The organism is Streptomyces sp. NPDC014734 (assembly GCF_043083325.1).
Lineage (GTDB): Bacteria > Actinomycetota > Actinomycetes > Streptomycetales > Streptomycetaceae > Streptomyces.
The window spans coordinates 23995-46502 of sequence record NZ_JBIBYN010000017.1; the positions used below are offsets into that span (position 1 = coordinate 23995).

Consider the following 22508-nt stretch of genomic DNA (forward strand, 5'->3'; position numbering starts at 1 on the left):
CGCCACGAGGCGGCGGGCCGTCACGTCCGACCCGCCCCCTGTTCCCAGGCGGACTTGAGACGCACCGCCTGACGTACAAGCTGCGAGGAGCCGCCGCGGGCGGCTGTTTCGTCGAGCCCGGCTATCGGCTCGGTCCGCACCGCACCGCACTGCTCCGCGCATTCGGCGGCCACGGCGAGCAGATCGCTCAGCCCACGGGGGGCCTGCTGCCGCGCCAGCAGGCCGGGCAGTGCCACGGCCAGCACGGAGAGCGCCGTCCGGTACGCCCCGGTGGTGGCGGCGGTGCGCATGGCGTCCGCGAGCCGGTTCGGTTTGACCGGACCGAGCTCCAGGAGGCCCGTCAGCTCCTTTCCGAGCAGATCCGTGTCCAACTGCCGACGAGCGGCGAGTGTCAGCAGGGCGTCCACGGCGGAGAGACGATCCTCCGCGTGCCGGGCCCCCAGGCCGTAGGCGACCGCGAGGTGCACCGCCTCGCCGGCGGGCGCGTCGAGCTCCGCGAGTGGTGGCAACGGCTCGGCGGTGCCCCGGATTTCGTCTGTCACGCCGACCGAGAGGACGGGCAGGATCCAGGCGGCCAGCGCCTCGGCGTCCTGGGGCAGTGTGGAGAGCCAGGACACGGACTGGGCGTCCCAGTGGTAGCAGAGCCGCTGGGAGGGGGACTGCGGTTGGCCCAGCCAGTGGAAGGCGCGAGGGAGCTCCCGCTGGACGAACGGATGCCCCTCGGTGGCCATCAGGGGGAGGCTCGTCCAGGATTTCGGTGCCGAAACCACGCCCCCGGCCGTGTGCACCTTCCTCTTCAGGTCGAAGCGCTGCACGCGGGCGAGCGGTTCGTCGGCACGCATCCACGCCGCCAGCCGGTCGCCCTCCGGCGTGCCGAGTGCCGCGGCGTCCGCCGCGGCCGGGTGCTCGCCGTCACGTGGCACGCGGAGCAGGGCCTGGCCGAAATCGGTCCCACCGGGGTCGAGTCCGAGGCGCTGGTACGTACGCAGCCGGTCCACCAGCTCGGCCGGATCGAGGGAGCCGGTGTGCCACGTCGGTACGGCCAGCAGAAACGGCACGTCACCGTTGAGCACGGCGTCCGCGGCCTCCCAGAGCCGGGCCCTGAGCACCCCGTCCAGCGCGATGTGGACGCAGCTTCCGTCGGCCGCCCATGCGGAACGCCCGACTTTCACGTCCTCTTCCGGTATCCGGCCGAGCAGCACGGCCACGACGAGCTCGATACCGGCATCCGAGGTGAGCCACCGCCTGGCGTGCGACGCGTGCTCGTCCGCGAGCCACCACTGACCCGCCAACGCCTCGCGCAGCGCGTCGGCGACTGCCGGTCGGCCGGCATGGGCGTGGCGGACCAGCCCGTCCAGCGTCCGCTCGAAGGCTGCCGTGTCGAAGGTGGCGTTGGGCCGCCAGCCCTTGGTCAGGACCACGACCTCCTCCACAAGTTCGGGCAGCGTCACCGGCGTCGGTCCAAGAGGCCGGAGGACAGGAGGGGGAGGCAGGGTCTCCTCGTACGGCTCGACCGGCGACCGGTCATCCGGCAGGTCGCCGAACGCGGCGACCGCCGCCGCGCGATGCACCGGGCTCAACTGCCGTGCGGAGAAGGCGAGCTCTTCCCGCGTGGCGTCGTCGACCGCGGGAAGGTACCGGGCCACGATCTTGAGCGCCCGCTCCTGGAGGCCGATGTCCTCGTGCCCGAACGCCTCGGCGACGGCGGGCAGCAACTCGCCGGACGCCGACCGGTCGCGACGCAGCACCTTGCCGAGCAGCACCAGCTGCGACCGGACCAGCTTCTTCTCGGTGCGGAACAGCAGCGAACGCGAGACATCCGCCAGCGTCCGCACCGGCAGCCCGCCGCGCTCGTCCAGCCGGCCGAGGACCTGTTGGGCGTGGCCGGCCACGGTGGACATCCCGTCCGCGGCCATGCCGACCCAGTCCGCGACGTGGTCGCTCTCCTCCTGCTCGGTCAGTGCGAGCCGCCGCAGGACCTCCAGGCAGAAACGCAGGTCCGAGGGCTTCCCGCCGCGGAGCAGTCTGGACACGCAGCGGTCGACGAGCGCCGACCGCTCCAGCAGCCCCTCTTCCACCAGGGCCGCCAGCGCCACGGGCCACTGGCACGGATTGTTCGCATCGTCCGCGTACCAGACCACCGAGGACGGGAATTCCGGCATCTCGAAGAGCAGCGGCAGCAGAACCGGCAGGTACGGGTCGGCGCGAAGGACATCGGTCAGCGGTCGCGTCCTGCGCTGCCGCCACGGCGCGCGGGAGACGGACTCCGCCCACCCGCGTGTGAAGCCCTCCGAGGTGGGGACCGGGCACTGAGCGAGCTGCACCAGGCCCGAGATGAGGTCGTAGGTGATCTCCGCCGTCGCCGGTCGTGCCGCCAGCCGGTGCGCGACATCGGCCAGCCAGGCGGGATCACGGTCCTTCAGCACGTCGACCACGAGACGGTACGGAGAACGGCCCCAGCTCACCAGATCCCGGCCGCCGAGCCAGGTGGCGCAGCTCGCCGCTCCCGTCTGACACCCGGCCCCGGCCACCAGCAGCGCCTTGTGGGTCCTCTGCTGCTCCTGCCAGGGCCAGTCGCGCACCTCCTTGCGGAGCGCCTTCAGCTCCGTGAGCGCCGCGCGGCGTCCGTCCCGGTCCAACCGGCCGACCAGAGGCGGTACCTCGTGCGCGCGCCCGTTCCTCACGGCGGTGAGCAGTTCCTTCATCGCGCGCCTCCGGCGACCGGCGCACCGCGGCGGACCATCCGGACGGCCAGCGCGTGCTTGCACGGACCGCGGCGTCCGCGGTGGTCGGCCCACCACCGGCAGGTGCAGCTGAGCATTCCGTTCTTCTCCCTCACCTGGTAACGGCGTTCCTCCGAGGTCACGGCCGCCATGTCCCCGTCGAGCACGACGGCACCGGAGCCGACCAGCCGACGGGCCGCGACCAGCCGTGGGTTGTGCCGCTCGGCACGGTCCGCGTCGTACGGCAGCTCGCGGTGGAAGTACGCGGCGTCCGCCAGGTCGTAGCCGACCTGTCCCGCGGTCCCCAGCCGGGTGAGCGCGGATCTCACCCGTTCCGCCGTCAGTCCCGACTGTTCCGCGAGGTCGGCGGGGTCGATGCGCGGTTCCCAGGCCAGCAGCACCGACACCAGCTCGGCATCGGCCGCGGCGTCGTCGGTGGCCAGGGCGTCGAGCACCCCTCCCTCGCCGGAGAAGCCACGAGCCGCCTCGGGCGAGAGCGTCAGGGTGAGCCGCATGCCCGGCAGCACCACCTCCCAGGCGCTCGCGGTCGCCGCTCCGTCCACGACCGGCCCGTACACCCGGAGGGATGTCGCGTGGCGCAACACCCGCTGCAGTGCCACCAGCCGCTCGGGGCCCGGCAGACACACCGCGCCCGCCACCGGCCGCGTCGTGGGCCGCAGCGTCCGTCCGGCCGGAACCACCCAGCGCGCTCCCCGCGAGGCGTTTCCCGACGTGCGCGGCAGCGACCGCAAGAACCGCACGGCCTCGGAGGCCGACAGCTCGGCCCGCAGGTCGAAACCGGCGCACACCACCTGTGCCTCCGCGAAGCCGCGCAACCACCGGTCGGGCAACGGGACCTTCTTCTCCACCACCGGCCCGTCCAGGGTGGTGACGGCCAACTCCTCCGGCCCCACCCGCAGGTGCAGCGGATCGTCACCGGTCATCCGCGAGAGAGCCTCCCGCAGCGGATGGTTGACATCGACGTTCGTCGTGCCGTGACCGGTCTCCGCCCCGTCCAGGCCCTCCCGCAGCACGTCGAGACGTGCGTACACCCCGCAGCAGCCGGAGAACGACTCGAAGCGCAATCGGTCGCCGTTGCCCGTCACCACGGGATCGAGCGACGAGGGCAGGGCCCGCTGGTAGTAGCGGGCGGACGCCACGTCGGCCACGGCCAGCAGGCCGCGCGCGGCGACACTCGGAGAGGTGAGGAATCCGGAGAAGAAGCGTGGATGGCGCTCACTGCCACGCGGCGTGCGCCCACCGGAGGTCTCCAGACCGAGGAGCTGTCCGGCCGATGAGGATTCCAGGGCGGAAGGGCGTGCGTACGCCAATGCCTGAAGGGATCGGGTCATGAGAAAACCGTAGGGTCCACCACTGACAACGGGCCCCGGACCACCGCCCGGGCGACAGGGAACCGGCCGCCGCTTCCACAGCAGTCGGCGCCGGACGGACCGAGGTTCGGGGGCCCGGCGGGCGACGCTGGACAGGGGGCGGCGCGTCGGCTGGGATGGGCGGGTGACAGCCGATGCCGCCGCCGATGTCTTCGAGCGTCACCGTTCCGTGCTCACCGGAGTCGCCTACCGCATGCTGGGCCGGATCGCCGACGCCGAGGACGTGGTGCAGGAGGCGTGGCTGCGCTGGTCCTCGGCGTCGCGCGAGGACGTGCGGGAGCCGCGCGCCTACTTGGTGAGGATCACCACGCGCCTCGCCGTCGACCGGTTGCGGCAGGTGCGTTCGCAGCGCGAGGCGTACGTCGGGCCCTGGCTGCCGGAACCACTCGTCACCGACTTCGGGCCGTCGGTGCCCGACACGGTGGAGCGGGCCGTTCTCGCCGAGTCGGTATCGATGGCCGTGCTCGTCGTCCTCGAATCGCTGTCACCGCTCGAACGGGCGGTCTTCGTCCTGCGGGAGGCGTTCGGCTTCCCGTACGCGGAGATCGCCGTGACCCTGGACCGGTCAGAGGCCGCGGTGCGTCAGCTCGCGGGCCGTGCGCGGCGTCATGTCGAGGAGAGGAAGCCCCGCTTCGACGTCGATCCGGTCCGGCGCCGCGACCTCACGGACCGGTTCCTCGCGGCGGCGGCGGGCGGCGACATCGAGGAACTGCTGGCGACGCTCGCCCCCGACGTGCGGCTCGTCGGCGACAGCGGCGGCAGGGCGAAGGCGCCGTTGCGTGTCATCGAGGGCGCCGACAAGGTCGGTCGATTCCTGTTCGCCGTCGCCCACGACCGGACCCCGGACCTCGGCGTCCGGGGCGTGGAACTCAACGGCGGTCCGGGGGTGCTCGTGCTGTCGGGCGGAAAACCGGACTCCGTCGTCCAGGTGGACATCAGGGACGGGCTCATCCAGTGCGTGTACATCGTGCGCAACCCGGACAAACTCATCGGTCTTGTGGGTGAATAACCGGATCCGGTGACTCCCCGGCGCACGCCCGCCGGTGGTGGCCGCCGCCACCGCCGGATGGGTCCATTCCGTGTCCGCTCCGTTCCGGACCCCCTGCCGTCCCCGCCCCGTTCCGGGCCCCGCCGCCGTCCGGCCGCGGGGTCCTTTGCTGCGAACGGCCCACGGCACCACGAACGTCCTGTGAACGCTCTGCGGCAGGACGTGATTTCACTCCGTCACCGATGGAGGATTGGTCTTGACCAAGGTGGTCTCCCGTCTTATCGTCTCACCGTTAAGTCAGGAACCTTTAATAAAGAACGTCGCGGAAAAGCCGCTGGGGCGATTGCGGAGGACAGGGTGGGGACCACGCAGCTGGAATCGGTGCAGGAGCCGAAGTACTGGCACCTCAAGACCGTGCTCAGTCAGGCACTCGACTCGGACTTTGCGGTGGGTGAGATCCTGCCCAACGAGCGCGAGCTCGCCGCCAGGTTCGGGGTCGCCCGTGCCACGCTCCGGCAGGCCCTGGAGCAGCTCGAACTGGAAGGCAGACTGCAACGCCGACGCGGGGTGGGGACCACCGTCGCGCCGCCGCGCGTCGGGGTCGCGGTCTCCACGGCGCAGCGGGACTGGAGCGGAAGCGGCGCCGGTGAGGCATGGCAGCCCGTGGGCTGCGCCACTCAGGTCGCGCCGGCGGCGGTGGTGGCCGTGCTGGGCGTGGACGCCGACGAGCCGGTTCACATCGTCCGCCGGACCCGCGTCGCCCAGGGGCAGGCGGTGGCGGCGGAGTTGCTGTACGTCCCGTCGTCGTCCGTGCCCGGGCTCTCCGCGATCGACGCGTCCGCGGGCCCCGCCCGTGCCCGCGGCGTCCTGCGTGAACTGCACCGCCTCGGGCTCGACGGGCAGGACCGATCGGTGGAGCTCGGCTCGGCCCGCGCGGACGACGCCAAGGAACTCGACAGGCTTCCCGGCGCGCCCGTTCTCGTCGTCACCACCCGCTACCTGGTCGGGGGCGGCACCGCTGCGCTCTCCGTCGCCACCTACCGGGCGGACACCTGCCGACTCACCTTCGGCGACTCGGGTGACCTTGAGATCAGCCACCACGGCCAGGAGCAGCGGGCCTCCTGACCGCGAGCGGAGCGCGGCACAGTCGTTGCCCGCTCCGGAGCCCCGTGCGGGAGCCCACGTCCACGGCCCGTCGCCCTCAGCGGCGGGCCGTCACCGTTCCCTCCACCGCGAAGAGCTGTTCCTCGACATGATCGAGGGCAAGTCGCAGGGCGCCCGTGGCCACCGCGGCCTCGCCGAGCAGCGAGAGCGTCACGCGCGGCGGCCGAAGGCAGTAGCGGGCCAGCTCACGACGGAGCGGATCCAGCACACCGTCCAGTCCGGCGGCCCAACCGCCGATCACCACAAGCTCCGGGTCCAGCGCCAGCGCCAGCGCCGCCACGTCGTGCACCAGCCGCTGGATGAACCGTTCGACCGCCTCCTGCGCCCGCTCGTCGCCGTGCCGCGCCTTCGCGAACACCGCGGCGACCGCGGGTTCGTCGAGAGGGTCCAGAGGTGTGTCCGTCGTCGAGAGGAGCTTCTCGGGCGTGGCCTCGCGGCCCAGCAGATGCAGCGCGCCGATCTCACCCGCCGCACCGCCGTATCCGCGGTGGAGCCGTCCGCCGATCAACGAGCCGGCGCCCGGACTCAACCCGGCAAGGACGAACACGACGTCGTCGGATTCGGTGGCCGCGCCCTTCCAGTGCTCGGCGACCGCCGCGGCGTTGGCATCGTTCTCCACGAGGACGGGACAACGGAACGAACGCCTCAGCCGCTCACCCAGTGCCAGCCCCGTCCAGTCCGGCAGCGCGGTGCCCAGCCGCACGGTTCCGTCGGCCTCCACGATGCCCGGGCTCCCGACGCCGACGGCGCGCAGACTGCTCCGGGCCACGCCCGTCCGCCGCAGCACATCGGCCACCATGGCCCGGACCTTGTCGAGCCGGTCGTCGGCGCACGCGGCCTCGGAGACCGTGCGCGAGCCGGCCCCGATGACCCGGCCGTCCAGCCCGGAGAGCAGGGCGGAGACCCGATGCGGACCGATCTCGATGCCGAGCAGGTACCCCGCCTCGGCACGGAACCTGAAGCGACGGGCCGGACGCCCCTGGCGGCGGGCCTCGCCGCCGTCGGGTACCGCCTCGACGACCAGGCCGGCCTCGAAGAGCCCCTCCATGACTCCCTCGACCGTCGGCCGGGACAGACCCGTGATCCTGGTCAGGTCCGTGAGGGTGGGGGAGCCGGCGCCCCTGAGAGCATGCAGTACCACTGCGGAATTGATCCGTCGCAACAGCGACGGATCACCACCGGTCAGCTGCCCCACGGTGTGTCCTCCCAGCTCGTGCGCATGTCAGGCGGATGGTACTCGCTGGCCGGACGCGGGGCGACCACAGGCCGGATCGAGGATGCGGGGCGGCGGAGATCAGCGCGGGGCGGCGGACCCGGACGCGTACGCCGCGGCCACCGCCCGGGTGCGATCCCCGGCACCCAACTCGGTGAGCACGGAGCCGACATGGGGAGCTGACCGACTGCGCAGCCACCACGAGCCTGCCCGAGATCTCCGCACCGGTGCCGCCCCGGCCGTCGGCCGCGGGGCCGAGGTCTTCCGTTCCGTGGGCGACGCACGCTTCCCGACGGCCCGCGCCTTGTTCGTGCGGTACTCCGCGGCGAGCCGGCGTACCGCTGCCGGGGACAACAACGACGCGTCCACCGCGACGCGTTCCGGCGCGCGGACGCGTGGCCCGCGGTCACGTTCGCGTTCCGCCGTCCATGTCGGCGAAGGCAACTGAGCTCCCCTCAGAAGGCTTGGCCCGAGGCGGATTGTCAGTGCCGGGCGGTTTACTGGGGGGCATGACCACGGCACACCACCTCCGCCTCATCGACGGGATGCACGCCCGGGCATTTCCCGCGGAGCGCGTCCGGTCAGATTCGGGAGTCAGCGGGCCCGGGTATCACAGGGCGTCCTTGCACGCGGACATCGACCACTGGGACGACGACGAGACCGCGCTGCTGGAACACCGCGCCCAGTGCCTCGCCGAACACGACGCGTTGCTGACCCTGCTCTCGACCCGCTGGGGCGAGCCGCAGATGATCAGCCTGTGGAGTGCGCAGGAGCGGATGACGGCCGGTGAGGAGATCCCGGAGGCCTGGGCCGAGACGGTCGCGGGCTGCGAGTACCTGCAACTCTGGCGGATCGGGGACCGGTGGATCGCTCTGGGGCTCTACCTGGAGGAGGAGGGACCGGGCTGCGAGCTGAGCGCGGTCGTGACGGAGATCGACCCGCCGTGAGGGCGACGACCGGAAGCGCCGCGGAGGGAGCGGGCACTTCCCACGGTGCGTCGCGCACGTGCTGCGGGCTGTCCCTCCGGTCGGCCGCGGCTGGGTCCGCGACAGGGGGCGGAACGAGTCCGGCCGACAGGGGCGACCGGTATCGCGGGCACCGGATGCGGACCGGATGCGGTGGCCGTCGGTGGATCTCCGCGCGCGGGCGGCGGTGATACCGGGCTGCTCAGCCGGTGGCGGGGCCGTCCTGCTCGACGGCGATGCGGAGCCGAGCGTATTCCTCCGCCATCGTCCGGGTCGTCCAGTGGGCGTTCAGTCCGCTGGGATTGGGGAGCGCCCAGACCCGGGCGCCACCGACCGTGTGGTCCTGCGGTCCGATCCGGGCGGTCCGTCTCCCGAACGCCGTGCGGTACGCCGTGACCCCCACGACCGCCAGCCACCGCGGTCGCACCTGTTCGACCTTGGCCGCCAGGACCGCGCCGCCCGCGCGGAACTCCTCGGCGGACAGTTCGTCCGCCCGCGCGGTGGCCCGGGCCACCACGTTGGTGATGCCCAGACCGTGACGCAGCAGTTCCGCCTGATCCATCGGCCTCAGTTGCCGAGGGGTGAATCCCGACTGGTGCAGGACCGGCCAGAAGCGGTTTCCCGGATGTGCGAAGTGGTGTCCGGTCGCCCCGGTCATCAGGCTCGGGTTGATTCCGCAGAACAGCACACGCAGTCCGCCCGCGATCACATCGGGAACGACGCGGTCGCGGGCGGCGCCGAGCTCCTCGGGGGTCATCGGCAGTGACGGCCGGCCGTCAGAGGATGGAGCCAGGCGTGTAACCGGCCGCCTCGGGACGCTGCTCGACGATCTCCTCGATGCGGGAGACCACGGCAGTGACCTGGTCGCCCGCTGCCCCCGTGAAGGAGAGCTTGTCGGCCATCAGCGCGTCCAGCTGCGTCCGGTCGAGCGGGATGCGGTCGTCGGCGGCGAGCTTGTCGAGCAGCTCGTTGCGCTCGGCACCCTGTTCACGCATGGCCAGGGCCGAGGCGACGGCGTTCTCCTTGATGGCCTCGTGGGCAACCTCACGGCCGACGCCGGCGCGGACCGCGCCCATCAGGACCTTGGTGGTGGCCAGGAACGGCAGATAGCGGTCGAGTTCGCGGGCGACGACGGCCGGGAACGCCCCGAACTCGTCGAGCACCGTCAGGAAGGTCTCCAGCAGGCCGTCGAACGCGAAGAAAGCGTCCGGCAGTGCCACCCGGCGCACCACCGAGCAGGAGACGTCGCCCTCGTTCCACTGGTCGCCCGCCAGTTCGCCGGTCATCGACGCGTAACCGCGAAGGATCACCATCAGGCCGTTGACGCGCTCGCAGGACCGGGTGTTCATCTTGTGCGGCATCGCGGACGAGCCGACCTGGCCCGGCTTGAACCCCTCGGTCACCAGTTCGTGCCCGGCCATCAGCCGGATCGTCTTGGCGAGCGACGAGGGCGCGGCGGCGAGCTGGACGAGCGCCGTCACCACGTCGTAGTCGAGCGAGCGCGGATAGACCTGGCCGACGGAGGTGAAGGCGTGCGCGAAGCCGAGGTGCCCGGCGATGCGCTGTTCGAGGTCGGCGAGCTTCGCGGAGTCACCGCCCAGCAGGTCGAGCATGTCCTGGGCCGTGCCCACCGGGCCCTTGATCCCGCGCAGCGGGTAGCGGCCCAGCAGGTCCTCCAGCCGTCCGTGGGCGACCAGGAGCTCGTCCGCGGCGGTCGCGAACCGCTTGCCGAGCGTGGTGGCCTGTGCGGCGACGTTGTGGGAGCGGCCGGCCATGACGAGCTCGCGGTACTCGGCGGCGAGCTTGCCGAGCCGGGCCAGCACCGCCACCGTGCGGTCACGCATCAGTTCCAGGGAGAGCCGGATCTGGAGCTGCTCGACGTTCTCGGTGAGGTCGCGGGACGTCATTCCCTTGTGGACCTGCTCATGGCCGGCGAGGGCGTTGAACTCCTCGATCCGTGCCTTGACGTCGTGGCGGGTGACCTGCTCGCGCCGGGCGATCGAGGCCAGGTCGACCTGGTCGAGGACACGTTCGTAATCGGCGAGGGCGGCGTCCGGAACTTCGATCCCGAGGTCCTTCTGCGCGCGCAGCACCGCCAGCCACAGCCGACGCTCCAGCTTCACCTTCTGCTCGGGGGACCAGAGGACGGCCAGCTCCGTGGAGGCGTAGCGGCCGGCAAGGACATTGGGGATGCGAGGCTTCGCAGACACAGCAGTCACGTGGGCAGAGCTTACCTGTCGTTCTCAGCGGCTCGTGAGCGCACGACCGCCATGAGGTCCAGGTCAGAGGCTCCTGGACCACCGCCTCACACGCGGTGTGCGAGACATGCGCGCCACGGAGCGACCACGGGCCGGGGGTTCGGGCACCGCCGGGGCCGTGGGACGAGGCCTTTTCGGACGAGGCGATTCCGGTCGCCGGAGCCGCACCCCGCAGGACCGTGGCCCGAGCGCCGAGCAATGACCGGCGTCGATCCCTGCGATGGGATCGCGGGAGGGCGACGTCGGGCCGTGGCCGGGGAGATCGACTACGCCGTCGGCGTGATCCCCCTCGAAGAGGCCCCAGACGTATGGGCGATCGAGGCCGTGTCCGTTCCCGCCGAGCGGGTCATGGCTGGTGAACTCGATTTCTGCGCCGCGGCGGCCTTGACCACGGGCCCTTCGGCGCCGCACTGGACACCCCGGGAATCCGCACGTGAGGAAGGAGCCCGATGAACAGGGAGACCGAAGGAGCGGGCACGCCGAACCGGGAGTCCACGCCTCAGGGCGCCGCTGCCCGCCTGAGGCTGCTCGCGGAGGCGAGCGGGGCCATGGCCTCGGGGCTGAACGCGGAGGAATCACTGCGTCGGCTCGCCCGGCTCGTGGTGCCGCACCTTGCCGATGCCTGCGTCGTCGATGTGATCGACGGGCAGGGGCTGCGCCGTCTGGCGGTCACGGACCGGGACCCCGAGCGGGCGCTGCGCGTGCTTCCCGGCGGACTTCTGCCGGGACCGGACGACTCGGCAGCGGCCCTGGCGAAGGTGCTGCGTGGTACGGGGGCCATGGTGGTGACCGATTTCGGCAGGCCGGACCCGGACGACTCGCTGCTGGCCGCCCAGCGGGCGCTGTACCGGACGCTGGGCGCCCGAACCGCGCTGATCGTGCCCATGCGCGTGCGGCGGCAGGCTCTCGGCGCCCTCACTTTCGTCCGCCGCGCCACTGCCCCCGCCTTCGACGAGGAGGATCGGGCACTCGCCGTGGACCTCGGCCACCGTGCCGGGCTGGCGTTGGACAACGCGCGCCTGTACGCCCTGCAGCGGCACACCGCCGAGCAACTCCAGCTCTCCCTCCTTCCCGACCTGACAGGTCTCGCCCACCTTCAGCTCGCCACCCGGTACGTGGCAGCCCGTGAACAGGCGGAGGTGGGAGGCGACTGGTACGACGCCTTCCTCCTCCCCGACGGAGCGGCGATCCTGGCCATCGGCGATGTGGTGGGCCACGACCTGGCCGCCGCCGTCCGGATGGGCCAGCTCCGTAACATGCTGCGCGCCCTCGCCTACGACAGCGGGGACGACCCGGCCGGTGTGATGAGCCGACTGGACAACGTGATGCAGGGCCTGACGACTGTCGAACTCGTCACGGCCGTTGTGGCCCGCATCGAGACACCTGCCACCGGGCCGTGGCGGCTGCACTGGACCAACGCCGGCCATCCCCCGCCCCTGCTGGCCCAACTCGACGGGCGAGTCTCCCTGCTGGAGGGCGGGCTCGCCCCCGTGCTCGGGGTCGACCCCCGGCTGGAGCGCGAGACCGCGAGCATCATCCTGCCCGCGGGCGCGACACTGCTCCTCTACACGGACGGTCTCATCGAACGGCCCGGGGAGGACATCGGCCGAGGCCTCGCGCGGCTGCGCCAGCACGCGGCGGCGCTCGCCCGCGAACCCCTGTCCGTCTTCCGCGACGAACTGCTCACCCGGCTGAGCGACGAACAGCACGACGACATCGCGATCGTCGCGCTGCGTGTGCCATGACCTTGGCTCTCCCATGCCTCTGTACGGCATGACGAAGCCCCGCAGCACGACGAAGCCCCGCAGGCTGTCAACGGCGGTCCGCGCGGTCGGCGGTGGAGTCACTTCCGCGCGGCGCGGGCAGCCCGGTGCGGACCCTTCCGTCGAGCGCGGCGGACGCGCGCCGGGCCACCTGGGCCTCCTCGACGCCTCTGACCTCGTGACGGGTACGCCAGTCCCGCTTGCGCAGCACCTCGTCCACCTCGCAGCGCAGCAGCGCCAGCCGGACGACCGGCACCTCGCGGCTGGGGCCGGTCCACGCCCCCAGCCACTTCAGGGCGTGGCGCGGGCAGATGCCGTGCGTGTGCCCGTACGCGCGAGCGCGTACGGGTTCCGGAGCTGGACGGTGAGCAGCGCCGCCTGCCGGAGTCCGGCTGTGCGTTCCTCCTCGCAGGCACGGCAGCGCGGCGTGGCCGGCAGGCGGCGACCGGCTCCCGGACGCCGCCCGCCCCCTTCGGCGAGGAGCGCCCGGAACCAGCCGGGTCCGGCGTTCCACCGGTCACGGTTGTCGGCGAGGACGGCGGCGGCGTTCGACCCGCCGATGTTCGTCAGGTCATGGAGGTGACGGGCGCACAGGGCGTTCTCCTCGCCCGTTCCGGCCGGCCATACGATGCCGCACCGTCCCACCTCCAGCAGTGCGGACCGCGCTTCGGTGATTCGGCGGGCGCCGTGCCGCGTCCGCGGGACGGCGGTGCGCCCAGACCGCCCGGTCGGCAGTCACGGTCGAGGACGCCCCGCGCCGCCCCTGGGATCTTCCGCACGAACGGCCTCACGGGAGAGATCGCCCGGCACTGCGCGAGCGGCCGGTCCCCGGCCCGGGCGGCTGTCGGGCGGCTACGGGAGCGGAGGCGCGTCCACCCGGCGCCATGTCGCCACCGGGCCGGGGGCCTGGGCGTCGTCGGGGCTGACCCAGAACGCACGTCCCAGTTCGGGGTTGTAGTGGGCGCCCGCACGCCCGTCCCCGGACGAGCGGCCGGTCAGCCGGCGGCCGACCCATGGCAGGAGGTGGCGACGGGCGAACCGGAGGTCGGCGACGCGTCGCACCGCCCAGGTCGGAGGAACGGAGCTCGGCAGCGGCGTCCGCCAGTCGTTCTCGGCGGGCAGGCCCAGTGTCTGCCAGACCGCCTCCGCCACCCTGCGATGCCCGTCGGCCGTCAGGTGCAACCGGTCGACGTCCCACAGGCGCGGATCTCCCAGGGCCGGTGCCCCGTACAGATCGACGACCGCCGCGTCGTGGCGTGCCGCCAACTCGTCCACCAGGGAGAAGAGCTCCTCCATCCGCGGGCGGAATCGTTCCATCACCGGGCCGTCGCGGCCCGGGCTGCGCATCAGCACGAGCTTCCCGCACGAGGGGGCGAGACGTTCCACGGCCTCTTCGAGCCGTGCGCGGACCATGCCCATGTCGCAGGAGGGCCGCAGCGTGTCGTTGAGACCGCCGACGAGCGTCACGACGTCCGCACGCATCGCGACCGCCGCGTCGACCTGTTCCTCGACGATCTGACCGATCAGTTTGCCCCGCACCGCCAGGTTCGCGTAGCGGAAGCCCGGGGTACGGGACGCGAGCCGACCGGCGAGAACATCGGCCCAGCCCCGATAGGAACCGTCGGGAAGCAGATCCGACATGCCCTCGGTGAACGAGTCGCCGACCGCGACCAGACTGGTGTATAAGGCATTCGTTTCCATGGCCGGGCGATCGTATCGCGGCGGGGCCGGCTCTTCCCGGACTGCCTCGGCCCGCCCTCCCGGCGGCCCGGTGGCTGCCCGGTGGCGGCCGGGCCGCGGCCGGTTCGCGCGGCCCGGCCCCCTCCGTCACTGCGTCTGCGTCCGTCCCACCAGCTCGCGCAGCACGTCCTCCATCGTGACCATTCCGGCCAGCCGTCCGTCCTCGTCGAGCACCGCCGCCAGATGTGTGCGGCTGCGCCTCAGCGCGGTGAGGACGTCGTCCAGGGGGGTGACGGACCGTACCCGGGCGATCGGCCGCATCGCGGTCACGGGGAACGGCAGATCGCGCGGACTGGCGTCCAGGGCGTCCTTCACATGGAGGTAGCCCAGGATCCGCCCCTCGCTGTCCATCACCGGGAAGCGCGAGAAACCCGTCTCGTAGGAGAGCTGCTCCAACTGCTCCGGAGTCGTCCCGATCCGGGCGTACGTCACCCGGTCCACCGGCAGCACCACGTCCCGGACCGGGCGGCGGCCCAGCTCCAGCGCGTGACGCAGCCGCTCGGCCGCCCGGTCGTCGACAAGTCCGGCATCCCCGGCGTCCTTCACCAGCCGGGCCAGCTCGTCGTCGGAGAACGTGGCCGTCACCTCGTCCTTCGCCTCGACCCGCATGAGTCTCAGCAGGCCGTTGGCGAAGGCGTTGATGGTGAAGATCACCGGACGCAGGGCCCTGGCGAGGGCCACCAGCGGCGGCCCGAGCAGCAGGGCCGCTCGCACGGGCTCGGCCAGGGCGATGTTCTTCGGCACCATCTCGCCGAGCAGCATGTGCAGATACGTGGCGACGGACAACGCGATCACGAACGAGATCGGGTGGATCAGTCCGTCGGGCACCCCCACCGCGTCGAACACGGGCTCCAGCAGATGCGCGATGGCCGGTTCGGCGACGATACCGAGGACCAGGGTGCAGAGCGTGATGCCGAGCTGCGCCGCGGCGAGCAGCGCCGATACGTGTTCGAGGCCCCATATGACGCTTCGGGCACGCCGGTCGCCGGACTCGGCCGCCGGTTCGATCTGACTGCGGCGCACGGAGATCAGGGCGAATTCCGCGCCGACGAAGAAGGCGTTGACGACCAGGGTCATCAGTCCGATGAAGAGCTGGACGGCGGTCATCGCGCGTCCTCCGTCCGTTCGTCGTTCTCGACCGGCAACGGCGCGTGCAGCAGGGCTCGTGCGGCGCGGCGCCCGGAGGCGTCCACGACGTCGAGCCGCCAGCCGGCCAGCTCGACGCTGTCGCCCACGACGGGGATGCGTCCCACCTCGGTGGCGATCAGTCCGGCGAGCGTCTCGTACGGTCCGTCCGCGACCCTCAGCCCGATCCTCTTCAGCTGGTCGAGGCGGGCGGCGCCGTCGGCGGACCAGAGGGTCCGGCCGTCGGCGTCCTCACCGGCCGGGGCCAGGTCCGGCGTCTCGTGCGGATCGTGTTCGTCGCGCACCTCGCCGACGACCTCCTCGACGATGTCCTCCAGCGTCACCACGCCGGCCGTGCCGCCGTACTCGTCGATGACGACGGCCATCGCGAGCTTGCCGGACAGCCGGTCGAGAAGCCGGTCCACCGTGAGGGTCTCCGGTACGAGCAGCGGCTCGCGCAGCATCTGTGCGACACGTGTCCGGGACCGTTGTCCGGCGGGGACGGCCAGCACGTCCTTGATGTGGGCCACCCCGACGACGGTGTCGAGGTTCCCGCGGTAGACGGGGAAGCGGGACAGCCCGGTCGCGCGGGTGGCGTTCGCGACGTCCTCGGCGGTCGCCTGCACGTCGAGCGCCGTGACCTGCACCCGTGGCGTCATGACGTTCTGCGCCGTGAGCTCCGCGAGGTTGAGGGTGCGGACGAACAACTCGGCGGTGTCCGCCTCCAGCGCGCCCTCCTTCGCGGAGTGCCGGGCCAGTGCCACCAGCTCCTGGGGGCCACGGGCGGAGGCCAGCTCCTCGGCGGGTTCCATGCCGAGGCGGCGCACGATCCGGTTCGCGGTGTTGTTGAGGTGGCTGATGAACGGCCGGAACACGGCGGTGAAGGCCCGCTGCGGCGTCGCCACGGCCTTGGCGATCGACAGCGGCGAGGAGATCGCCCAGTTCTTCGGGACGAGTTCGCCGACGACCATCAGGAACACCGTGGACAGCGCGGTTCCCAGGACGAGCGCCACGGACGACGCCACGCTCGGGGACAGGCCCACGGCCTCCACCGGTCCGCGGATCAGCTTGGCGATGGACGGCTCGGAGAGCATGCCGACGACCAGGTTGGTGACGGTGATGCCGAGCTGCGCGCCCGACAACTGGAAGGTGAGACTGCGCACGGCCTTCATGGCGCCGGCCGCGCCCCGCTCGCCCCGTTCGACGGCGCGTTCGAGCTGGCCGCGCTCGACCGTCGTCAGCGAGAACTCGGCGGCGACGAACGCGCCGCACGCGAGCGAGAGCAGTACCGCGACGAGCAGCAGAAGCACTTCGGTCATCGGTTCACCTCCGTCCCATGATCGGGCAGGGGCGGGCGGATCGCCCGATGTCGGTCACATCTGCTACTGGGAGGCTCGCCCATGGGCGGACGCTCACACCTTTCGGCCGGAAGGATCGGTTGGCAGACACCATGGTAAAGGATCGGCAAAGTTCCTCGCTTCCGCGGGGAAGTGCCGACCGCACCGGAGGGGTTCCGCCCGGTCGGGCGCGTTCCGTCACGGAGACGCGGGCGACCGGTGCGCCAGGGTCTCCTCTTGCCGGTGCTAGCACAACGGCGCTAGCGTGGTGCTCGTGCCCAAGACACAGCTGAACGTGAGAGTGGACGAGGCCACCGCCGAAGCCGCGCGCAGGCGCGCGCTGCAGAGGGGCGTGAGCGTGAACCGCTACATAGAAGAACTCGTGAAGCAGGACGCCGGACAGGTGGGACACACATTCGTCGAAGCCGCGGCCGATTTCATGAAGCAGTACGAGTCGGTGTTCGCCGAGGAGTTCGGCCCGGAGCGCAAAGGCACGCGTTGAACCTTCAGATCGACCTCGCCTGGCTGCTCATGGTGGCCGAGCACAAGACGCCCGGCGATCCGCAGGTCGTCGACTGGGGCGCGCTCGTGGCCGCGGTGGCGCGCCACGAGGCCGAGATCTTCGGCAGCCCCGTCTACAGCGACCCGCACGCCAGGGCCGCGGCCCTGCTGCAACTGCTCCTGCACGTTCCGGCGCTCGAACACTCCAACGCGATGTTCTCCTCGGCCGTCGCGTACGGCTACCTCGTCGCGTCCGGGCTGAAGGTCATCACCTCCCCGGAGCAGGTGCGTGACCTGGCCCGACTGGTGAAGGAGGACAAGGCGGACGTCCGGACCATCGCCGACGAGCTGCGGCAGTGGAGCCTCTGAGGACCGCCGGAGCCCCCGAGGAACCGATACCCGTTCCCGCGCGCAGCCGAAGGCGGGGGCGGGAACGGGTACGCGCCGTGCGGTGAGGCGCGTACCGGAGGCACGGGGCCGGTCGGAGGGCCGGGATTCCCGCCCCTCCGAGCCCGTCGGGTGGCCTTCGGCCGGAAGGCGGACGCGGGACGGTGCGTGCGGTTCCAGGGCGCCGGGAGGGCCCGGTGGCGGAGCTGTCCGGTCATGCCGGCGACGCCGGAAGCGTGCGTGCCGGGACGTGGCCGTGCGGTCGGAGGTCACCCGACAGGCTCTCGGCCGACGGGGCGACTCCCGCCCAGTTCCGCCGACAGCCAACTCCTCGACGCCGCACGGAAGTCGGCCGGTGCCAGCGCCCCGGCGCCCGTCGGCACCGCACCCAGCAGCGGGACCCCCGTGACCACCGGAAGGTCCGTCAGATTGCAGCGCGCCGCGAGGTCCGGCTCGGCGGGCATGCTGCCCACCACGACGCCGAGGCAGTCCAGCCGCCGGGCCCGCAGGGCCTCGGTGGTGAGCGCGGTGGCGTTGAGCGTGCCCAGCCCGGCCCTCGCCACGACCAGAACGGGTACGGCCAGCAGCCGGGCCGCGTCGGCGAGCGTCGATCCTCCATCGTCGAACCGTACGAGCAGCCCGCCCGCGCCCTCGACCAGCACCACATCGTGTTCGGTCGCCAGCTTCTCGGCGGCCTCGGCGATCTCGTACGGCCGCACCGGCGGCAGGCCGGCCCGGCGGGCCGCCGTGGCCGGGGCCAACGGCTCGGGGAACCGGGCCAGTTCGACCGCCGTCACATGGCCGCCCGCCAGCCGCGCCACTTCCGCCGCGTCCCCCGGCTCACCGGCGGCCAGGCCTGTCTGGGCGGGCTTGAGCACCGCGACCCTCAGGTCCCGCCGTGCCGCCGCCACGGCCGCGGTCACGACGGTCTTGCCGACCTCCGTGTCCGTGCCCGTCACCACCAGAATCGTCATCTCAGCCCTCCCGCGCGGCAGCGCACACGGCACGACAGATCCGCGCCACGTCATCGTCCCGGGTCACGTACGGCGGCATGGTGTAGACGAGGTCGCGGAACGGCCGCAGCCACACCCCTTCCCGTACCGCCGCACGCGTCGCCGCCGCCATGTCCACCTCGTGGTCGAGCTGTACGACCCCGATCGCACCGAGCGTCCGCACGTCCCGGACGCCGGGCAGCCCGGACGCCGGCGCGAGCCCCTCCCGCAGCCCCGCACCGATCCGCCCCACCTCCCGCTCCCAGTCCCCGTCGAGCAGCAGGTCGACGGAGGCGCACGCCACCGCGGCGGCGAGCGGGTTGCCCATGAACGTCGGCCCGTGCGCCAGCACCGGCACCTCGCCCCGCGAGATGCCCTCGGCCACCCGTGAGGTGCACAGCGTCGCCGCCATCGTCAGATAGCCGCCGGTCAGCGCCTTGCCCACGCACATCACGTCCGGGGAGACCCCCGCGTGGCCGGCGGCGAACAACCGTCCCGTGCGGCCGAATCCCGTGGCTATCTCGTCGAACACCAGCAGCACGTCGTGCGCGTCGCACGCCTCGCGCAACACCTTCAGGTAGGCGGGGGAGTGGAACCGCATCCCGCCCGCGCCCTGCACCACCGGCTCCACGATCACCGCGGCCAGCCGATCGGCGTGCTTCGCGACCAGCTCCCACAGATGATCCACGTATCCGGCATCCGGCTCCGTGCCGAAGCCCGCCGGCGGCGCGTCCGCGAAGACCTGCCGGGGCAGAACGCCCGACCACAGCTCGTGCATGCCGCCCTCGGGGTCGCACACCGACATCGGCTGCCAGGTGTCCCCGTGATAGCCGCCGCGCCAGGTCATCAGCCGCTGCTTGGCGGGACGTCCGGCCGAGCGCCAGTACTGCAGGCACATCTTCACGGCGACCTCGACCGACACCGAACCCGAATCGGCGAGGAAGACGTGACGCAGCGGCTCCGGGGTGATCTCCACCAGCCGGGCGGCCAGCCGCACCGCCGGTTCATGGGTGAGCCCGCCGAACATCACATGGCTCATCCGGTCCAGCTGGCCGCGGGCCGCCTCATTGAGCACCGGGTGGTTGTAGCCGTGCACCGCCGACCACCAGGACGACATGCCGTCGACGAGCTCGTGCCAGCCGTGGGCCGGCTCGGCCAGCCGGAGCCGTACCCCGGACGCGGATTCCACGACCAGGGGCTCCTGGCGACCCGGCATCGGGCCGTACGGATGCCAGACGTGCGCCCGGTCCAGCGACCGCAGCTCGGCGGGGGACAGCGGCCCGGGCGCGGCGGGGGAGAGCGGCTCAGGCATTGGGCGCGAGATCCGTACCCGCTCCGCGGCGCCGCACCGCCACCAGGTCGGGACGTGCGGCGGCCGTCTCGTCGACGCCGCGACCGGTGTCGCCGCCGTCGCACGGCGCGCAGCCGCCGTCCCGGGTGCCGCAGCCGCCCTCCGCCGACCGGCGATGGGCGGGCAGCGTCGTCGTGCCCGCGCCCTCCACCTCGAACCCGGCGTCCGTGATCATGTCCAGGTCCGCCTGCCCGGCCTGCCCCTCACTGGTGAGGTAGTCGCCCAGGAAGATCGAGTTGACGAGGTGCAGTGCCAGCGGCTGCATCGAGCGCAGGTGCACCTCGCGCCCGCCCGCGAGCCGCACCTCGACGTCGGGGCAGACGAACCTGACCATCGCCAGGATGCGCAGGCACCGCTGCGGCGTGAGGTTCCACTCCTTGGCCAGCGGCGTTCCCTCGAACGGGATCAGGAAGTTCACCGGCACCGAGTCCGGGTCCAGCTCGCGCAGCGAGAACACGACGTCGACAAGGTCGGCGTCGCTCTCGCCCATTCCGGCGATCAGCCCGGAACACGCGGAGAGCCCGGCGGACTGCGCATGGCGCACGGTCTCCACCCGGTCCGCGTAGGTGTGGGTGGAGGTGATGGTGCCGTACGTCCCCTCGGACGTGTTGAGGTTGTGGTTGTACGCGTCGGCCCCTGCCGAACGCAGTCGCTCGGCCTGCCCGTCGGACAGCAGACCGAGGCAGGCGCACACCTCGACGCCCTCGTGCCGGTCCTTGATGGCCCCGATGGTCTCCGAGACCCGGTCGACATCACGGTCCGTCGGACCGCGGCCGCTCGCCACCAGGCACACCCGCTTGGCGCCCCCCGCCACCCCTGCCGCGGCGGCCTTCGACGCCTCGTCCGGCTTCAGCCAGGTGTACTTGAGGATCCCGGCCCTGGAACCGAGCCGCTGCGAGCAGTACGAGCAGTCCTCCGGACAGAGCCCCGACTTGAGATTGACCAGGTAGTTCAGCTTCACGCGCCGCCCGAACCACTGACGGCGCACCTTTCCGGCCGCCGCCACCACGTCGAGCAGGTCGTCGTCCGGGGTCGCCAGTACGGCGAGAGCTTCTTCACGGGTCGGCAGCTCGCGCCGCAGCCCCTTGTCCACCAGCGTGTTCAGGAGGTCCATGGCATCGATCCTGGCCCACGACGCACCCGGTAGCCAAGGAGGAACCGGACAACAGAGCCTACGAAGGGTGTAGGCATTGCCACACCATGACCTGGGGCCCGCCCGGATATGGTCTGTGAACTGCCTACAAAGGGACCGCTCATGCCCTCCGCCCCGTTCGACTGGATCGACGACGCGGCGCGCCGCCGTGCGGCCGACGGACTCGTCCGTGTGCTCCGCCCCCGGCCCGCCGGGCCCGGGCTCCTGGACCTCGCGAGCAACGACTATCTGGGCCTGACCAGGCATCCCGAGGTCACCGGGGCGGCGGCCGAGGCGGCACGTCGATGGGGCGGCGGGGCGACCGGATCGCGCCTCGTCACCGGCTCCACGACCCTGCACGCCGAACTCGAACGCGAACTCGCGGAATTCTGCGGATTCGAGGCGGCCCTGGTGCTCTCCTCGGGCTACGCCGCCAATCTCGCCGCGCTCACCGCGCTCACCGGGCGCGGTTCGCTGATCGTCTCGGACGCGGGCAACCACGCCTCGATCGTCGACGGCTGCCGGCTCTCCCGGGCCGAGACGTCCGTCGTCCCGCACGCGGACCCCGAAGCCGTGCGCAAGGCGCTGCGCGCGCACGAGGGGCGCGCGCTCGCGGTCACCGACTCGGTCTTCTCGGTCGACGGCGACGCCGCGCCGCTGTCCCGACTGGCCGGGGCCTGCCGCGCGGAGGGCGCCGCGCTGCTCGTCGACGACGCGCACGGCCTGGGCGTGCTCGGCCCGGGCGGCCGGGGCGCGCTCGCGGCCGCCGGAATCGCGGGAGACGGCGGAACCGTCGCCACACTCACCCTCTCCAAATCCCTGGGCAGCCAGGGCGGAGCGGTACTCGGTCCGTCCCGGGTCATCGAGCACCTGGTCAACACGGCCCGCACGTTCATCTTCGACACGGGCCTCGCCCCGGCCGCCGCGGCTGCCGCGCTCGGCGCACTGCGGTTGCTCCGCCGCGAGCCGGAACGCGCCGACCGGGTCCGCGCGGTCGCGACCGGACTGCACGAACGGCTCACCGCTGTCGGGCTGAGCGCCGTGCGTCCGGACGCGGCAGTGGTCTCCGTGCGGGCCCCGTCGGCGGAGGCGGCGGTGCGCTGGGCGGCGGACTGCCGCGGGGCGGGCGTCGCGGTCGGCTGCTTCCGGCCGCCGTCGGTGCCGGACGGTGTGTCCCGGCTGCGGCTGACCGCACGCGCCGACCTGACCGAGGAGCAGATCGCCGACGCGGTGGAGATCCTTCGGCGAACCGCCCCCGCCGTCAGCTGACCGATTGCCGGTGCAGACCGGAGACGAACAGGGCCCAGGCCGATGCGGAGAACCGCAACGGCGCCCGGGACACGTTCTTGGAGTCCCGCACGGCCAGCCGCCCCTCACCGAACGGCGCGGCCTCCACACAGTTGTTCATACCCGTGCTGCGACTGCTGCGCCGCCAGCGCAACTCGTGCTGGGCGAGGCAATCCGACATGACGTCTCCT

Annotated in this window: 21 protein-coding genes; 7 read left to right on the plus strand and 14 right to left on the minus strand. The window is 72.3% G+C overall.

The window, feature by feature from the left end; genetic code table 11:
• Positions 1 to 20: 20 nt before the first annotated feature.
• Both ACF1CT_RS24655 and ACF1CT_RS24660 read right to left on the minus strand, forming a co-directional pair.
• Positions 21 to 2705 (minus strand): DUF6493 family protein, encoded by a 2685-nt coding sequence (locus ACF1CT_RS24655; RefSeq protein WP_391786105.1) that lies wholly within the window; start codon positions 2703 to 2705, stop codon positions 21 to 23.
• Positions 2702 to 4075 (minus strand): SWIM zinc finger family protein, encoded by a 1374-nt coding sequence (locus ACF1CT_RS24660; RefSeq protein ID WP_391786106.1) that lies wholly within the window; start codon positions 4073 to 4075, stop codon positions 2702 to 2704. The genes ACF1CT_RS24655 and ACF1CT_RS24660 overlap by 4 nt, the downstream gene beginning before the upstream one ends.
• Before the next feature lie 163 nt (positions 4076 to 4238).
• Here ACF1CT_RS24660 and ACF1CT_RS24665 point away from each other — a divergent pair, with 163 nt between their 5' ends.
• Positions 4239 to 5123 carry an RNA polymerase sigma-70 factor gene (locus ACF1CT_RS24665; protein ID WP_391786107.1) on the plus strand — a complete coding sequence of 295 codons (885 nt, stop codon included), beginning with the start codon at positions 4239 to 4241 and terminating at the stop codon, positions 5121 to 5123.
• Between the two features lie 336 nt (positions 5124 to 5459).
• Positions 5460 to 6227, plus strand: a complete 768-nt coding sequence (locus ACF1CT_RS24670) for a GntR family transcriptional regulator (protein ID WP_391786108.1) — start codon at positions 5460 to 5462, stop codon at positions 6225 to 6227.
• A gap of 76 nt (positions 6228 to 6303) precedes the next feature.
• Here the strand turns inward: ACF1CT_RS24670 and ACF1CT_RS24675 are convergent, their stop codons facing one another.
• Entirely contained in the window at positions 6304 to 7461 is a 1158-nt protein-coding gene (locus tag ACF1CT_RS24675) for an ROK family protein (protein ID WP_391786109.1), read from the minus strand.
• 527 nt (positions 7462 to 7988) lie between these two features.
• Here ACF1CT_RS24675 and ACF1CT_RS24680 point away from each other — a divergent pair.
• Positions 7989 to 8426 (plus strand): hypothetical protein, encoded by a 438-nt coding sequence (locus ACF1CT_RS24680; RefSeq protein WP_391786110.1) that lies wholly within the window; start codon positions 7989 to 7991, stop codon positions 8424 to 8426.
• A gap of 220 nt (positions 8427 to 8646) precedes the next feature.
• Here the strand turns inward: ACF1CT_RS24680 and mug are convergent, their stop codons facing one another.
• Positions 8647 to 9201, minus strand: a complete 555-nt coding sequence (gene mug, locus ACF1CT_RS24685; RefSeq protein ID WP_391786111.1) for a G/U mismatch-specific DNA glycosylase — start codon at positions 9199 to 9201, stop codon at positions 8647 to 8649.
• 19 nt (positions 9202 to 9220) lie between these two features.
• Positions 9221 to 10663: an adenylosuccinate lyase gene (gene purB, locus ACF1CT_RS24690; protein ID WP_391786112.1), complete on the minus strand. Its 1443-nt coding sequence runs from the start codon at positions 10661 to 10663 to the stop codon at positions 9221 to 9223.
• A 488-nt stretch (positions 10664 to 11151) separates the two neighbouring features.
• On the opposite strand from purB, the gene ACF1CT_RS24695 reads away from it, so the two are divergent.
• Positions 11152 to 12447 (plus strand): PP2C family protein-serine/threonine phosphatase, encoded by a 1296-nt coding sequence (locus ACF1CT_RS24695; protein ID WP_391786113.1) that lies wholly within the window; start codon positions 11152 to 11154, stop codon positions 12445 to 12447.
• 67 nt (positions 12448 to 12514) lie between these two features.
• On the opposite strand, the gene ACF1CT_RS24700 is transcribed toward ACF1CT_RS24695, so the two are convergent.
• From ACF1CT_RS24700 to ACF1CT_RS24720, 5 genes are all read right to left on the minus strand, one after another.
• Positions 12515 to 12721 carry a hypothetical protein gene (locus ACF1CT_RS24700; protein WP_391786114.1) on the minus strand — a complete coding sequence of 69 codons (207 nt, stop codon included), beginning with the start codon at positions 12719 to 12721 and terminating at the stop codon, positions 12515 to 12517.
• Positions 12722 to 12756: 35 nt separating this feature from the next.
• Positions 12757 to 13110 carry a hypothetical protein gene (locus tag ACF1CT_RS24705; RefSeq protein ID WP_391786115.1) on the minus strand — a complete coding sequence of 118 codons (354 nt, stop codon included), beginning with the start codon at positions 13108 to 13110 and terminating at the stop codon, positions 12757 to 12759.
• Between the two features lie 207 nt (positions 13111 to 13317).
• The gene (locus ACF1CT_RS24710; protein WP_391786116.1) at positions 13318 to 14166 is read right to left on the minus strand and encodes an SGNH/GDSL hydrolase family protein; all 849 of its coding nucleotides are present in this window, start codon (positions 14164 to 14166) and stop codon (positions 13318 to 13320) included.
• A gap of 126 nt (positions 14167 to 14292) precedes the next feature.
• Complete coding sequence (locus ACF1CT_RS24715; RefSeq protein WP_391786117.1) at positions 14293 to 15312, minus strand: hemolysin family protein; 1020 nt, start codon at positions 15310 to 15312, stop codon at positions 14293 to 14295.
• Positions 15309 to 16649, minus strand: a complete 1341-nt coding sequence (locus tag ACF1CT_RS24720; RefSeq protein WP_391786118.1) for a hemolysin family protein — start codon at positions 16647 to 16649, stop codon at positions 15309 to 15311. Before ACF1CT_RS24720 ends, ACF1CT_RS24715 begins: the two co-directional genes overlap by 4 nt.
• Positions 16650 to 16941: 292 nt before the next feature.
• Here ACF1CT_RS24720 and ACF1CT_RS24725 point away from each other — a divergent pair, with 292 nt between their 5' ends.
• Complete coding sequence (locus ACF1CT_RS24725; RefSeq protein WP_391786119.1) at positions 16942 to 17169, plus strand: antitoxin; 228 nt, start codon at positions 16942 to 16944, stop codon at positions 17167 to 17169.
• Positions 17166 to 17537: a fic family toxin-antitoxin system, toxin component gene (locus ACF1CT_RS24730; protein ID WP_391786120.1), complete on the plus strand. Its 372-nt coding sequence runs from the start codon at positions 17166 to 17168 to the stop codon at positions 17535 to 17537. Before ACF1CT_RS24725 ends, ACF1CT_RS24730 begins: the two co-directional genes overlap by 4 nt.
• A gap of 287 nt (positions 17538 to 17824) precedes the next feature.
• Here the strand turns inward: ACF1CT_RS24730 and bioD are convergent, their stop codons facing one another.
• Genes bioD through bioB form a run of 3 tightly spaced genes read right to left on the minus strand, consistent with a single transcriptional unit; the run spans position 17825 to position 21012 of the window.
• Positions 17825 to 18529 carry a dethiobiotin synthase gene (gene bioD / locus ACF1CT_RS24735; RefSeq protein WP_391786121.1) on the minus strand — a complete coding sequence of 235 codons (705 nt, stop codon included), beginning with the start codon at positions 18527 to 18529 and terminating at the stop codon, positions 17825 to 17827.
• A 1-nt stretch (position 18530) separates the two neighbouring features.
• Positions 18531 to 19859, minus strand: a complete 1329-nt coding sequence (locus ACF1CT_RS24740; protein ID WP_391786122.1) for an adenosylmethionine--8-amino-7-oxononanoate transaminase — start codon at positions 19857 to 19859, stop codon at positions 18531 to 18533.
• On the minus strand, positions 19852 to 21012 hold the full coding sequence (gene bioB, locus ACF1CT_RS24745) for a biotin synthase BioB (RefSeq protein ID WP_391786123.1): 1161 nt from the start codon (positions 21010 to 21012) through the stop codon (positions 19852 to 19854). Before bioB ends, ACF1CT_RS24740 begins: the two co-directional genes overlap by 8 nt.
• A gap of 141 nt (positions 21013 to 21153) precedes the next feature.
• Between bioB and ACF1CT_RS24750 the strand changes: the two genes are divergently transcribed.
• Positions 21154 to 22299, plus strand: coding sequence for an 8-amino-7-oxononanoate synthase (locus ACF1CT_RS24750; protein ID WP_391786124.1), 1146 nt, complete (start codon positions 21154 to 21156; stop codon positions 22297 to 22299).
• Here the strand turns inward: ACF1CT_RS24750 and ACF1CT_RS24755 are convergent.
• On the minus strand, positions 22292 to 22498 hold the full coding sequence (locus tag ACF1CT_RS24755; protein WP_391786125.1) for a DUF397 domain-containing protein: 207 nt from the start codon (positions 22496 to 22498) through the stop codon (positions 22292 to 22294). The genes ACF1CT_RS24750 and ACF1CT_RS24755 overlap by 8 nt on opposite strands.
• Positions 22499 to 22508 lie beyond the last annotated feature (10 nt).